Below are 13170 nucleotides of genomic sequence, written 5' to 3' on the forward strand. Positions count from 1 at the left end.
ACGCCGTGGATTTCACCCGCGACGAAAGTGCCGATGCCGTAGCCGAGGTTGTCGTGAGCCTGCTCGAACGTGAGCCTGCCCGCGACATGGAATTGTGGCCGAGTCTCATCGATTCGGGCCTGCTCGCGGTCCCCGTGCCCGAGCGGTTCGGCGGTGACGGAATGGGCTTGCCCGAGGTGGCGGCCCTGCTGATGGAACTGGCCACCGACGCGGCGGCGGTTCCGGCGCTGCCGACCTTCGGGTTCGGTGTGCTTCCGCTGTTGCCGGTGCTACCCGATCACCTGGGCGAACGTGTGCTCGCCGAGATCGGCAAGGGCACCGTGCTCACGGCCGCGCTCAACGAACCGGGCGCGCCGTTCACCACCGCGCCGACGACAAAAGCCGTGCGCGACGGTGACACCGTGCGCGTCACGGGCCGCAAGACCGGCGTGCTCTACGCCGAACAGGCGCGCTGGATTCTGGTGCCGACCGATGCCGGGGTCGCCCTGATCGACGGGGTCGCCCCCGGCCTCGAGGTGATCCCGGTGACCGGTTCGGCGGGCGTCCCCGAGGCCTCGCTCGTCCTCGACGAGGTGGAGATCCCCGCCGAGCAGCTCCTGCCCGACGCCCTGCCCGGCCTGCACCGCTATGCCGTCGCCTGCCTCGGCGCGGTGGCCGACGGCCTGCTCAAGGGCGCTGTCACTCTGACCGCCGAGCACGTGCGGACTAGAGAGCAGTTCGGCAGGCCGCTGGCGGAGTTCCAGGCGGTGGCCCAGCAGATCGCCGACCTGTACGTGGTGTCGCGCACGCTGCACGTGGCCGCCGAGTCGGCGTGCTGGGCGCTGGCGCACAACGACGCCTCACCCGAGCATCAGGACCGTATCGACGAAGACCTCGCCGTGCTCGCGTACTGGGCGGCGGCCGAGGTGCCGCGTGCCATGCAGCAGTGCCATCACCTGCACGGGGGGCTCGGTGTCGACATCACCCACCCGATGCACCGCTATTACTCACAGGCCAAGGATCTCGCGCGGCTGCTCGGCGGCGCGGATCTGCGGCTCGACCTCCTGGGAGCCAGATGTTCATCGATCTGACCGCCGAGCAGCGGCGGTTGCGCGAGGAATTGCGTTCCTATTTCGCCGATCTCGTCACGCCCGAGGAACACGCCGAGATGGCGATCAATCGGCACGGCGACGCCTACCGCGAGGTTGTTCGCCGGATGGGCCGCGACGGCTGGCTCGGTGTCGGCTGGCCGAAGGAGTTCGGCGGGCAGGGTTTCGGCCCGATGGAACAGCAGATCTTCTTCAACGAGGCGGTGCGCGCCGATGTGCCGTTGCCGTTGGTGACCTTGCTGACCGTCGGCCCGACCCTGCAGAAGTACGGCACCGATGCGCAAAAGAAGAAGTTCCTGCCCGGAATCCTCTCCGGCGACATCCATTTCGCGATCGGTTACTCCGAGCCCTCGGCGGGCACCGACCTGGCCGCGCTGCGGACGACCGCCGTGCGTGACGGCGATGGCGACTGGATCGTCAACGGGCAGAAGATCTTCACCACCGGTGCCCACGAGGCCGATTACGTGTGGCTGGCCTGCCGCACCGGCACGGTCGAATCCCGGCACCGCGGCATCACGATCCTCATCGTCGATACGGAGGACCCCGGCTATTCGTGGACGCCGATCATCACCTGCGACGGCGCCCACCACACCAACGCCACCTATTTCGACGACGTGCGGGTGCCCGCCGACATGCTGGTCGGCGAGGAGAACCGGGGCTGGCGGCTGATCACCACCCAGCTCAACCACGAGCGGGTGAGCCTCGGCCCGTCGGGCAAGATCGAACAGCTCTACGACCGCCTGCGTGACTGGTCGGCGGCGCGCGAACTGCTCACCCGGACGGATGTGCGCCGCGCGCTCGCCCGGGTGCGAACCATGGTGCGGCTCAACGAATTGCTGAACTGGCAGGTCGCCGCCGCCGACCCCGCCGCCGCGCAGAACACCGTCATCGCGGATGCCTCGGCGACCAAGGTGTTCTCCACCGAGGCGTTGCAGGAAGCCGGTCGGCTGGTGGAGGAGGTCGTCGGCCGCTACGGCGACCCCGCCGATCCCGACACGGCCGAGCTGCTGGCCTGGCTCGACCGGCGGACCAAACAGAACCTCGTCGTCACCTTCGGTGGCGGCGTCAACGAGATCATGCGCGAACTGGTGGCCTCGGCCGGCCTGGAACTGCCGCGCGTGCCCCGATGAACCAGGAGCGGCGTGTGCCGGAAACTGCTGTGCCCGAGGATATCCAGGCGGGCCTGACCGCGCTGGTCGCGGCGGGGGAGAGCGCTCCCCGCGTCGGCCGCGACCCGGTGAACCAGCCGATGATCCACAACTGGGTGGAGGCCATCGGCGACACCAACCCGATCTATGTCGACGAGGCCGCCGCCAAGGCCGCCGGACACCCCGGCATCGTCGCCCCGCCCGCCATGGCGCAGGTCTGGACGATGACCGGCCTGCACGGCGAGCGCGCCGCCGACGATCCCATCGGCCGCGTCAACGAACTGCTCGACGCGGCGGGCTACACCTCCGTCGTCGGCACCAACTGCGAGCAGACCTACCACCGGTACCTGCGTCCCGGCGAGGAGGTGACGGTCACCAGCCGTCTCTCGGAATTCAAGGGGCCCAAGCGAACCGGCCTCGGCGACGGCTGGTTCCTCACCTTCACCACCACCTGGACGGTCGGTGACGAGGTGGTCACCGAGATGCTGTTCCGGATCCTGAAGTACGCACCGGCCGCCCCCGCACCCGCCGACACCTCGACGGATACGGTCGAGATCGCGCCCGCCGAGCGGGTGGGCCCGGTGATCTCCCGCGACACCGAGTTCTTCTGGGCCGGAACGCAAGCCGGTGAACTGCGCATCCAGCGCCTGCCGGACGGCACGCTGCGCCACCCGCCGATTCCGGCGCTGTGGCAGGACAAGGCCGAGCCGACCGATTACGTCGTCGCGGCGGGCACCGGCACGGTGTTCAGCTTCGTCGTGCACCACGCGCCGAAGGTGCCCGGCCGGGAGCTGCCGTTCGTGGTCGCGCTGGTCGAACTCGACGAAGGTGTGCGGATGCTCGGTGAACTGCGCGGCATCGACCCGGCCGAGGTCGCCATCGACCTGCCGGTGCGCGTGGCCTTCGAAAAGCTGGCCGACGGCACCGTGCTGCCGTATTGGCAGGCCGAGCGGTGAGCGCGGCACCTCCTCGCGCGTGATCCGCCCAGCCATCGCGGAACAGTGCGGGGGGTGCGCCGAGTCGACTCGCTCTGCCCGTCCGGAAAGGACCCGCTCGTGACAACCACCATCGATCCCGCCGCTCTCGCGGTGGGAACCACCCTGCCGGAGTTGGTGATCCATGCCGATCCCACCTTCGTGATCAGTACCGCTCTGGCCACCAGGGACTTCCAGGACGTGCACCACGACCGCGACAAGGCCGTGCGGCGCGGTTCCGACGACATCTTCGTCAACATCCTCACCGACACCGGCCTGGTGCAGCGTTTCGTCACCGACTGGGCCGGACCGCGCGCCCGGGTGAAGTCGATCGCGCTGCGTCTCGGGGTTCCGCTGTATGCCGGTGACACGCTGACCCTCTCGGGCACCGTCACCGAGATCGACGACACCCTGATCACCATCGATGTCCGTGGTCGCGACAGCCTCGGTGAGCACATCATCGCCACCTCGGTCGTCGCCGTCCCCGATCTGGAGCCGAAATGAGCACGCTGTCCGGCCGCGCGGCCGTCGTCGGTATCGGTGCCACCGACTTCTCCAAGGACTCCGGCCGCAGCGAATTGCGGTTGGCCGCGGAGGCGGTCACCGCTGCCCTGGCCGACGCGGGTCTCACTCCTGCCGATGTCGACGGTCTGACCACCTTCACCATGGACACCAACACCCAGGCCGCGGTGGCCAGGGCGGTCGGCATCCCGAACCTGAAGTTCTTCAGCCACATCGGGTACGGCGGCGGCGCGGCGTGTGCGACCGTGCAGCAGGCGGCGATGGCGGTGGCCACCGGTGTGGCCGACGTGGTGGTCGCCTACCGCGCCTTCAACGAGCGCTCCGGTGCACGCTTCGGCCAGTTCTCGCCCGCGCTCGCCGCCGCACCGACGTCCTCGGGGATCGACGCGGGCTGGGCCTATCCCCAGGGTCTCGGGACACCCGCCGCGCAGGTGGCGATGGTCGCGCGCCGGTACATGCACGTCACCGGTGCGACCAGCGCGGATTTCGGGAAGGTGGCCGTCGCCGATCGCAAGCACGCCGCGGTGAACCCGAACGCCTTCTTCTACGGCAAGCCGATCACGCTGGAGCAGCACCAGGATTCGCGCTGGATCGCCGAACCCCTGCATCTGCTCGACTGCTGTCAGGAATCCGACGGCGGCGTCGCGATCGTCGTCACCAGCGTCGAACGCGCCCGTGACCTGCCGCAGCGTCCCGCTGTCATCGCCGCCGCCGCCCAGGGCAGCGGCCCCGACCAGTACGTGATGACCAGCTACTACCGCGACGCCATGACGGGCCTGCCCGAAATGGGCCTGGTCGGCGAACAGCTCTGGGCGCAAAGCGGTTTCACCGCCGCCGACATGCAGGCCGCCATCCTCTACGACCACTTCACCCCCTTCGTCCTCATGCAACTCGAGGAACTGGGTTTCTGTGGTCGCGGCGAAGCCAAGGACTTCATCGCCGGCGGCGCCATCGAACTCGGCGGCCGCCTACCCCTCAACACCCACGGCGGCCAGCTCGGCGAGGCCTACATCCACGGCATGAACGGCATCGCCGAAGCGGTCCGCCAGATCCGTGGCACCTCGGTGAACCAGGTCGACGACCTGGAACGCATCGTCGTCACCGCGGGCACCGGCGTCCCCACCTCCGGATTGGTGCTCACCGCCTGAGTTTTCGCGCCGGGGTGACTCAGCGCACCTGTTGAGCACATCACCATGTCTGTCGCCCGGCTTCCTCGCCCCACTACAACTGGGTGGGACGAGGAGGTCGGTGTGACGGTGGTTCTCGATTCCGGGCAGACGGCGGCGGCGCGGCGGCTCGGGGAGTTGCTCGATCGGAACGGGCGGGTGCGCAAACGGGCGCGCGGGGTGTATCTGCACGGCAGGCCGGGGCGTGGCAAGACAATGGTGATGGATCGGTTCTTCGCTTCGGCCGATCCGATTCGCGAGCGCCGCTTTCATTTCCACAATTTTTTCGCCGCATTGCACACCGCGGTACACGAACTGGGTTCGATCGAAAATGCGATAGAACGTTTGCTGGGTGACGCGGATCTGGTGTGTTTCGACGAGTTCCACGTGCACGACATCGGCGATGCCATGCTCGTGGCCCGGCTGCTCGACACCCTGTTCGCCGAGCGTCGCACCCTGGTGGTCACCTCGAACTACCCGCCCGCGGGTCTGCTGCCGAACCCGCTGTTCCACGACCGGTTCGTGCCGACCATCGAGCGCATCCTCGCCAACCTCGAGGTCGTGACCCTCGACGGTCCGCTGGACTACCGCACCCTCGGCACCCGTGCCGACCACGGATTCTGTGCCGGCCGGTACGTGGTGTCGACGGAGCGCACCGCCGGTCCCGGCGTGGTGCTCGACCTGGCCGACGGGCGAACCGTGCGCGCGGAATCCGTCGACGGCGATGCGGTGACCTTCGCCTTCGAGCACCTGTGCGGTACCGCGACCAGCGCCGCCGACTACCTGCGCCTGACCACACGTTTCCGCCGCTGGACCCTGGTCGCGGTACCGCCGCTGCGCACGGTGCCACCGGACTGGGCGATGCGGCTGGTGAATCTGGTCGACATCCTCTACGACGCCGACCTGCCCTGCACGATCTACGCGGCCGAACCCGTCACCGAGCTGACCACCGGGGCGCCCCTCGTGCCGGATCTCGCGCGCACCACCAGTCGGCTCGGTGAACTCTCACTAACCGGATCTCACACCGTTCGCACTGCGTAGCGTGCCCCTTGCCGCGAGGGGGACAATGAATAGGAGGAAATCCAAAAGAGCCGATTTCCTCCCGAGCGAACCGCCCGGCATGTAACTATGTGGCTGATTTGTGCAGTCTCTGGGGTTTGGTGGTACAGCTGTGATCGGGGTGAATCAGCCCATTACGCGGGCGATCGTCGTGATCGCACTGGTGGCCTGCGCGACTTTCGCGTTGCAGGGCAGTCTTCCCGGCGCCGGATCAGACGAGTCATCGGGCGCCCCGTCACCGCTGCTCGTCGCGGTGATGCCGGTGCTGCTGCTGGTATCGATCGTCATCCTGGTGGCAGGCGTCGTCGCCAGCCAGCATCGCCTCCCGCTCGCCAAGCCGCAACACGAGGACATCGTGCTGCCGAGATTCCAGTGGCGCAGGCTCGCGGTGCTCCTGCCGATGCTCATCGCCTCCGTCGCCCTGATGTTCGCCGCGGGCGTCACCGCCCTGTTCCTGCTGCCCGGCGCCCGGCCGGTGCGCCCGGCCGCCGAGACTCTTTCCGAGGGCTCGGGCCCGGTGCCGACCCCCACCGACGCGCCCGCCCCCGACCCCACGGCGGGCCCCACCGAACTCACCGGCACCGCCCTGCTCATCGCGGCGGGGCTGGCCATCACCCTGATCGCGGTCGCGCTGGCCGGGCTCGCCGCCGTCGCGGTCGCCGCGCGGCGCGCCCCCGAGCAAGCCGTCGTCGACGAGTCGGCCGCACCGTCCGCCAGCGATGTCGACTCGCTCACCAGGGCCGCCGAGATGGGCCTGGCCGCGATGAACGCGCCGGGCCAGGACCCGCGCACCGCGATCATCGCCTGCTATGTGGCCATGGAACGCGGCCTGTCCACCGACAGCATCGCCCGCCCGAAGGCCTCCGACACCCCGATGGAGGTGCTGGCCAGAGCCTTCGAGAGCGGCGTGCTGCACGACGCCTCCGCCCGCGAACTCGTCGCGCTCTTCGAAGAGGCCAGGTTCAGTCCCCACTCGATGCTCGAATGGCAGCGCATGCGCGCCGAACAACTGCTGCGCATCGTGCTCTCCGACCTGCAGCGACGGGTGGTGCCCGCATGACCGGCCCACGTCGGACGGCCCGTCGCGTGGAGGTCGCGTGAATCCCGGGGAAGAGATCAAGTCCAACCGCACGACCGTGGTCGTGACGGCGGTGGTCGCGGTGCTGGTGCTCGAGGTCGTGCTGTTGCGGCTCGACCGCGATCTGCTGCCGCTCGCCGTCGCCTTGCCGGTCGCGGTCGCACTCGGGGTGCTCGTGTGGTCGCTGCGCTACCGCGTGCGGCGCGAGGAGCCGCTCACCGAGTACATCGACAACGGTCCCGCCGAGATGCTCGGCCGCTGGCACGCCCGCGCCGAGATGCTCGTCGCCCGCGCCGACGGCACCCGCGCCGACTGGGACCGGCACCTGCGCCCGCTGCTGGCCAAAGAGTTCGAATTGTCCACCGGTATGCGGGTATCCAAGAACCGCAGAGCCATCGAGGCGGCCGGTCAGCTGCAGTTCGGACCCGAACTGTGGCGCTGGGTGGACCCGGCGAATTCGTCGTTGCGCGACCAGACGGGCCGCGCACCGGGTAGGGCGGCGCTGGACGAGATCCTGCGCCGATTGCAGTCGATGTGAGGGGTTAGAGGCCACCGATGACAATGCCGTTGAACGTGACCGTCCAGCGCTCCGACGCAGTACTGCGTGAGCTGGGCCGGGTCGTGGTCGGCAAGCGCGATGAGATGCAACTCATCATGATCGCCGTACTGTCCGGAGGCCATGTCCTCATCGAGGACCTGCCGGGCCTCGGCAAAACGCTGATCGCGCGTTCCTTCGCGGCCGCGCTCGGCCTGGATTTCACCCGCGTGCAGTTCACGCCGGATCTACTGCCCGCCGACCTGCTGGGATCGACGATCTACGACATGTCGTCCGGGCGGTTCAACTTCCGGCGCGGACCGGTGTTCACCAATGTGCTCCTCGCCGACGAGATCAACCGCACCCCGCCCAAGACCCAAGCGGCGCTGCTCGAGGCGATGGCCGAGGGCCAGGTGAGTATCGACGGCGAAACCTACCTGCTCCCACAGCCTTTCATCGTGCTCGCCACCGACAACCCGATCGAGTACGAGGGCACCTACCCGCTGCCCGAGGCCCAGCTCGACCGGTTCGCCATCCAGCTGCGCCTGGGGTACCTGTCCGAGCAGGACGAGACCCAGATGATCCGGCGCAGGCTCGAACGTGGTTCCACCCCACCGCAGGTGGGCCAGGTGGTGGACGCGCAGGGGCTGATGGAGATGCGTCAGTCGGTCGAGTTCGTCACCGTGCACCCCGACGTGGTGAATTACGTTGTCGCACTTGCCTCCGCCACCCGAAGCCACCCGCAGGTGGAGGTCGGCGCCAGCCCGCGCGCCGAACTCGACCTGGTACAGATGTCGCGCGCGCGGGCCCTGCTGCTCGGCCGCGACTACGTGATCCCCGAGGACGTGAAGGCGCTCGCCGTGCCTGCCATGGCGCACCGCATCACGCTGCGCCCGGAGATGTGGGTGCGGCGCATCCGCGGTGAGGACGTGATCGCCGAATTGCTGCGCAGGCTACCGGTTCCCCGCGCCACGAGCACATGAAGCACCGCGACGAATCGAAGACCGTCGAGGTCGAATTGCGGTGGCGCCCGGCGCCGTTGGTGTTCATCCTCGCCGGTTGCGCCGCGGCGGCGCTCGTGGTCGCTGTGTTGCGCGGGCAGTGGCAGCTCGTCGTCTTCGCCGCGCCGATGCTCGGGGTGCTCGCCACCGCACCGTGGCAGCAGAACCCGACCAGAATCCAGGTCGACGGCAGCGGCACCGTCCGCTGTTTCGAGGGCGAGGTCGTCACCGCCGTCGCCGCGGCGTTCGTCGAGAGCGGGCACGCGCTGCTGCGGATGGCCCCGGTTCCGCTCACCGGTCTCGACCTCGAGGTGGAGGAATCCCACGATTCCGGTGGCGCACCGGCCGGGATGCGGCTGGCACTCTCGGCCACCCGCTGGGGTCGCTACCCGGTGCAGGCGGCGGTGACCGCACTGAGCCCCGCCGGGCTCGCCGTCGCCACCGCCGAGCTGCCCGCGGCGAATCTCTACGTCTACCCGATCGCCGATCCGCAGCGGATGCGCATGCCGCGCACCGAGCTGCCCGATCGCATCGGCACCCACCTCACCCGCAAGCACGGGCCGGGTGTCGAATACGCCGACATCCGCGCCTACGCCCCCGGCGACCAGCTGCGCACCGTGAACTGGCCGGTGAGCGCGCGTCGCGGCAGGCTCTATGTCACCGAGCGGTTCACCAACCGCTCGGCCGACGTGGTCGTCCTCGTCGACACCTCCCAGCAGGCACCCGGCCCCGCCAGCGATTCGCTGGAACTGTCGGTGCGCGGCGCCGCCCAGGTGGTGCAGTCCACGCTGCAGGCCGGTGACCGCACCGCGGTGGTGTGCCTCGGTGAGTCGCCGCGCTGGTTGCGTCCCGATATCGGGCGCAGGCAGTTCTACCGGATCGTCGACACCGTGCTCGGCGTCGGTGACGAACATGTCGAGCACACCGGCACCCTCGCCCCGCACGCCGCGGTGCCGATCGGCGCCATCATCGTCGCCTTCTCCACCCTGCTCGACACCCAATTCGCGCTCGCCCTCATCGACCTGCGCAAACGCGGTCACGTGGTGGTCGCCGTCGACGTGCTGCGCGGTACCCCCTTCGCCGACGGCCTCGACCCGACCATGGCCAAGATGTGGCAGCTCGAGCGGGCCTCGATGTATCGCGACATGGGCACCGTCGGCGTCGACATCATCGCCTGGCCCGACGGCACCCGCCTCGACCAGGCCATGCGCCTGCTCCCCGAACACCGCCGAACAGTGCGGGTGCGCCGATGACCAGATTCCTCGCCCTGCTGGCCGGCCTGCTGCTCGTCACCTCGGTCGCCCTGATCAACCCGATCCTCGGCGTACCAGCCCTGGCTTTCGTCATCGCGAGCTGGTGGTGGCGCCCCGCCTCGGTCGCCGCGGTCCTCACCGCCATCGCCGCCCTCGCTTTCGCCGACGTAGGCGTGATCGCATCCGCGGCAACAGGTCTGGTAGCCACCACCTACCTTCTCAACGCCGCGGTCCTGCACGCTCCCGAAGGCGTAGTCCCCACCACCATCCCCTCGGTAGGCGGCGCAGTCCTGTTCACCATCGCCGCGACCACCGCGGCCCTTGTCCCCGTCCACCTGGCCTGGGCCCCCTTGGCCGCCCCCATCCTCATCGTCACCATCTACGCCTTCCTCACCACCACCCTCACCCCCCGATCCCCCCACACCACCCTCCCCCCGTCCTGACCGAGATCACCACGCCCTGGTGGCGGCGACCTCTCGGCCGATGCCGCCACCAGAGCGTGGTGATCAGGTGTTCAGTTCAGGCGATGCGCAGGGTGACGTCGCCGAGGACGGGCGCGTCGTCGCGATCGACGGCCGTGACCACCGCGACGAGCGTGTCGGCCTCCCGCCAGACCTTGGTGCGCAGGGTTTCGCCGGGGTAGAGCACGCCGGTGAACTTCGCGCGGAAGCCCGCGACGCGGGTGGCGTCACCGTCGAGCAGGACATCGGTGAGCGATTTGCAGACCACGCCGTAGGTGCACAGCCCGTGCAGGATCGGTGCGGGAAACCCCGCCGCCTTCGCGAATTCGGGATCGGAGTGCAGGGGGTTGCGGTCACCGCAGAGGCGGTAGAGCAGTGCCTGCTGCGGCAGGGTGGCGGTGGTGAGTTCCGCGTCGGGGGCGCGATCGGGGAGCTCGGCTTTCGTGCTCGGTCCGCGTTCGCCACCGAAACCACCCTCGCCCTTGGCGAAGATCGACGAGCGCGCCGTCCACAGCGGCTCCCCGTCGGCGCCGGTGACGGTGTGCTCCTGCACGATCACCGCATTGCTGCCCTTGTCCCAGACCTCGGAGATCCGGCCGACGGACACGGCCTTGCCCGAGGCGGGAATCGGCTTGTGCACCACCACTTGCTGATGGCCGTGCACCACCTTCGCCAGGTCGATCTCGACGCCGGGGAAACTCACGCGCGGCGCCGCGGTCTCGCCGAGGGTCGGGGCGACGGTGGCGAAGGTGGGCAGCACTTGGGGTTCGCTGTCGTCGAGATAACGCAGCTCGACCGGGTCGGTGCAGCGCGCGCCCGCGCCGAGACCCAGGTGGTAGAGCTGTACATCCGTGGGGGTCCAGCTGAATTCGCGGCTGGGCAGCGCCGCGCCGAGCGCGATCTGTGGATCGATGGGCACTACTTCACTTCCTTGGCGGTAGAGGACTTCTTGCCGACGATGTCGAGCACGGACAGGTAGGCGAAGGTGATCGCGGGACCGATGGTCGCGCCGGGGCCCGCGTAGGTGTGGCCCATCACCGGCGAGCTGCAGTTGCCCGCCGCGTAGAGGCCGTCGATCACCGAATCGTCTTCCCGCAGCACGCGTCCGGCGGTATCGGTGACGAGGCCGCCCTTGGTGCCCAGGTCACCGGGCACGATCTTCGCGGCGTAGAACGGGCCCTGCGAGATCTCGGCCAGGCACGGGTTCGGCTTCACGGTCGGGTCACCGTAATAGCGGTCGTAGTGGCTGTCGCCGCGACCGAAGTCCTCGTCCTTGCCCAAGGCGGCGAAGCCGTTGAACCGCTCTACGGTTCCGGCGAGCGCTTCGGCGGGAACACCGATGCGGGCGGCGAGTTCGGCGATCGTGTCGGCCTTGACGATGTTGTCGTTCTCCATCCAGCGCTTCGGAAAACGCTGTCCCGGTTGCAGACCCGCGAAGATGTAGCGGTTGCGGTAGCGCTGGTCGAACACCAGCCAGGCGGGCACGTTCTCGCCGGGTCCGGGGCCCTGGCCGTACTCGCCGCCGTACATGGTGTGCACGGCCTCCACATACGGGGCCGACTCGTTGCCGAAGCGCACGCCGCGGTCGTTGACCATGATGGTGCCGGGCAGGTTGCGTTCGGCCAGCGCGAACCAGGGCTTGCCGCCCTTGAAGATGGTCGGACCCCACCAGGCGTCCTCCATGAACCCGACCGTCGCTCCTGCCGCCATACCCGCGACGATGCCATCGCCGGTATTGGCCGCGGCACCGGTTGTCCACTCAGTGGTTATCGGCTGCCGCTGGTACTTGGCGCGCATGTCCGCGTTGTGCTCGAAACCGCCGCTGCCGAGGATCACGCCGTAGCGCGCGGTGAAGGTGACCGATTCGCCGTCGACGGTGGCTTTGACGCCGGTGATCCGGCCGTCGGTCTCCACCAGGTCGGTGAGCGGGGTGTTGAGCAGCACCGGCACGTTCGCGTCGAGCAGGCCCTTGCGCATGGCGGCGATGATGGCCTGACCCATGCCGAGCAGGTGCTTACCGGTGAACTTGGCCAGGTAGGTGCGCGCGCCGACGCGCAGCGCCCGCATCATGCCCTTGGGGTGGCGGCGGATCAGGTTCAGCCGCACGAAATCGGCCTGCATGACGACCACATTCATCGGCGCCTTGGCATACGGCGGCTCGAGATTGGCGAGCTCCGCGCCGAGCACCTTGCCGTTGAAAGGTGTCGGTTCGCACGAACGGCCCTGGCCCAGGCCACCCGGAGCCTCGGGGTAGTAATCGGAATAGCCGGGCACCCACTTCATTTTCAACGGCGTGTGGTCGAGCACGAAGTCGAACGCCTCGGCGCCGCGATCGAGGTAGGTGTCGATCTTCTCGGCGGGCACCACGTCGCCGATGATGCTGTGCAGGTAGGTGCGCGCCTCGTCGCGATCGTCGGGGCGGCCCGAGGCGAGCAGCGCCTTGTTCCCCGGAATCCACACCCCGCCCCCGGACCGGGCGGTCGACCCGCCGTAGTGCGCCGCCTTCTCCAGCACCACCACGCTCAGCCCGTGGTGCGCCGCGGTGAGGGCGGCGGTCATTCCAGCGGCGCCACTCCCGACGACCACCACATCGTATTCCCGATCACTCATGTAGAACACGTTATAGAATCAGTACGCGGTTGCGCTATGTTGTCTGGAAGAAGAGCAGATATTCGGCTCCGAAACCGGTTACAGTTTGCCTGTCCGGCCGAGCAGATTTACCAGGAGGTACCCGTGCTGTCCGACGCGCAGCGGAGTGAACTCGCCGATGAATTGGCGCGCGCCGAACACGATCGGGTGGCCGTGCCGCCGCTGGTCGACCGGTACCCCGGCATCGACGTGGTCGACGCCTACGAGATCCAGTTGCTCAACATCCAGCGCAGACT

The 13170-nt window shown here is 68.8% G+C and carries 13 protein-coding genes and 1 pseudogene; 12 read left to right on the forward strand and 2 right to left on the reverse strand.

The genetic code is table 11. The features are described from left to right. Window positions 1-5 precede the first annotated feature (5 nt). The 11 genes from ACWEVR_RS26855 to ACWEVR_RS26905 all read left to right on the forward strand — a co-directional run bounded on the left by ACWEVR_RS26855 (window position 6) and on the right by ACWEVR_RS26905 (window position 10267). Window positions 6-1070, forward strand: coding sequence for an acyl-CoA dehydrogenase family protein (locus tag ACWEVR_RS26855; protein WP_452469200.1), 1065 nt, complete (start codon window positions 6-8; stop codon window positions 1068-1070). Further along, window positions 1055-2218: an acyl-CoA dehydrogenase family protein gene (locus ACWEVR_RS26860; RefSeq protein ID WP_452469201.1), complete on the forward strand. Its 1164-nt coding sequence runs from the start codon at window positions 1055-1057 to the stop codon at window positions 2216-2218. Before ACWEVR_RS26855 ends, ACWEVR_RS26860 begins: the two co-directional genes overlap by 16 nt. A 14-nt stretch (window positions 2219-2232) precedes the next feature. Continuing rightward, the gene (locus ACWEVR_RS26865; protein WP_452469202.1) at window positions 2233-3192 is read left to right on the forward strand and encodes a bifunctional MaoC family dehydratase N-terminal/OB-fold nucleic acid binding domain-containing protein; all 960 of its coding nucleotides are present in this window, start codon (window positions 2233-2235) and stop codon (window positions 3190-3192) included. Between the two features lie 99 nt (window positions 3193-3291). Next, entirely contained in the window at window positions 3292-3714 is a 423-nt protein-coding gene (locus ACWEVR_RS26870; protein ID WP_452469203.1) for a MaoC family dehydratase, read from the forward strand. After that, window positions 3711-4880 (forward strand): lipid-transfer protein, encoded by a 1170-nt coding sequence (locus tag ACWEVR_RS26875; RefSeq protein ID WP_452469204.1) that lies wholly within the window; start codon window positions 3711-3713, stop codon window positions 4878-4880. Before ACWEVR_RS26870 ends, ACWEVR_RS26875 begins: the two co-directional genes overlap by 4 nt. A 102-nt stretch (window positions 4881-4982) precedes the next feature. Further along, entirely contained in the window at window positions 4983-5939 is a 957-nt protein-coding gene (gene zapE / locus ACWEVR_RS26880; protein ID WP_452469205.1) for a cell division protein ZapE, read from the forward strand. A gap of 139 nt (window positions 5940-6078) precedes the next feature. Then, window positions 6079-7017, forward strand: a complete 939-nt coding sequence (locus tag ACWEVR_RS26885; protein WP_452469206.1) for a DUF4129 domain-containing protein — start codon at window positions 6079-6081, stop codon at window positions 7015-7017. A 37-nt stretch (window positions 7018-7054) separates the two neighbouring features. After that, the gene (locus tag ACWEVR_RS26890) at window positions 7055-7573 is read left to right on the forward strand and encodes a hypothetical protein (protein WP_225281357.1); all 519 of its coding nucleotides are present in this window, start codon (window positions 7055-7057) and stop codon (window positions 7571-7573) included. Between the two features lie 17 nt (window positions 7574-7590). After that, window positions 7591-8553: an AAA family ATPase gene (locus ACWEVR_RS26895; protein WP_067495609.1), complete on the forward strand. Its 963-nt coding sequence runs from the start codon at window positions 7591-7593 to the stop codon at window positions 8551-8553. Further along, the gene (locus ACWEVR_RS26900; protein WP_452469207.1) at window positions 8550-9824 is read left to right on the forward strand and encodes a DUF58 domain-containing protein; all 1275 of its coding nucleotides are present in this window, start codon (window positions 8550-8552) and stop codon (window positions 9822-9824) included. Before ACWEVR_RS26895 ends, ACWEVR_RS26900 begins: the two co-directional genes overlap by 4 nt. Continuing rightward, window positions 9821-10267: a hypothetical protein gene (locus tag ACWEVR_RS26905; protein WP_452469208.1), complete on the forward strand. Its 447-nt coding sequence runs from the start codon at window positions 9821-9823 to the stop codon at window positions 10265-10267. Before ACWEVR_RS26900 ends, ACWEVR_RS26905 begins: the two co-directional genes overlap by 4 nt. Window positions 10268-10343: 76 nt before the next feature. Here the strand turns inward: ACWEVR_RS26905 and ACWEVR_RS26910 are convergent, their stop codons facing one another. Together ACWEVR_RS26910 and kstD are read right to left on the reverse strand one after the other, a co-directional pair. Further along, the gene (locus ACWEVR_RS26910) at window positions 10344-11204 is read right to left on the reverse strand and encodes a MaoC/PaaZ C-terminal domain-containing protein (protein ID WP_452469209.1); all 861 of its coding nucleotides are present in this window, start codon (window positions 11202-11204) and stop codon (window positions 10344-10346) included. Then, window positions 11204-12895 (reverse strand): 3-oxosteroid 1-dehydrogenase, encoded by a 1692-nt coding sequence (gene kstD, locus ACWEVR_RS26915; protein WP_452469210.1) that lies wholly within the window; start codon window positions 12893-12895, stop codon window positions 11204-11206. The genes ACWEVR_RS26910 and kstD overlap by 1 nt, the downstream gene beginning before the upstream one ends. Before the next feature lie 123 nt (window positions 12896-13018). Between kstD and ACWEVR_RS26920 the strand changes: the two are divergent. Continuing rightward, window positions 13019-13170, forward strand: a pseudogene (locus ACWEVR_RS26920) (2-keto-4-pentenoate hydratase); the annotation flags it as partial.

The organism is Nocardia sp. NPDC003979 (genome assembly GCF_053605015.1).

Coding starts and splice junctions, on each gene's coding strand:
- ACWEVR_RS26895 (WP_067495609.1), top strand. CDS start 7,591: ATGACAATGCCGTTGAACGTGACCGTCCAGCGCTCCGACGCAGTACTG.
- ACWEVR_RS26900 (WP_452469207.1), top strand. CDS start 8,550: ATGAAGCACCGCGACGAATCGAAGACCGTCGAGGTCGAATTGCGGTGG.
- ACWEVR_RS26875 (WP_452469204.1), top strand. CDS start 3,711: ATGAGCACGCTGTCCGGCCGCGCGGCCGTCGTCGGTATCGGTGCCACC.
- kstD (WP_452469210.1), bottom strand. CDS start 12,895: ATGAGTGATCGGGAATACGATGTGGTGGTCGTCGGGAGTGGCGCCGCT.
- ACWEVR_RS26905 (WP_452469208.1), top strand. CDS start 9,821: ATGACCAGATTCCTCGCCCTGCTGGCCGGCCTGCTGCTCGTCACCTCG.
- ACWEVR_RS26860 (WP_452469201.1), top strand. CDS start 1,055: ATGTTCATCGATCTGACCGCCGAGCAGCGGCGGTTGCGCGAGGAATTG.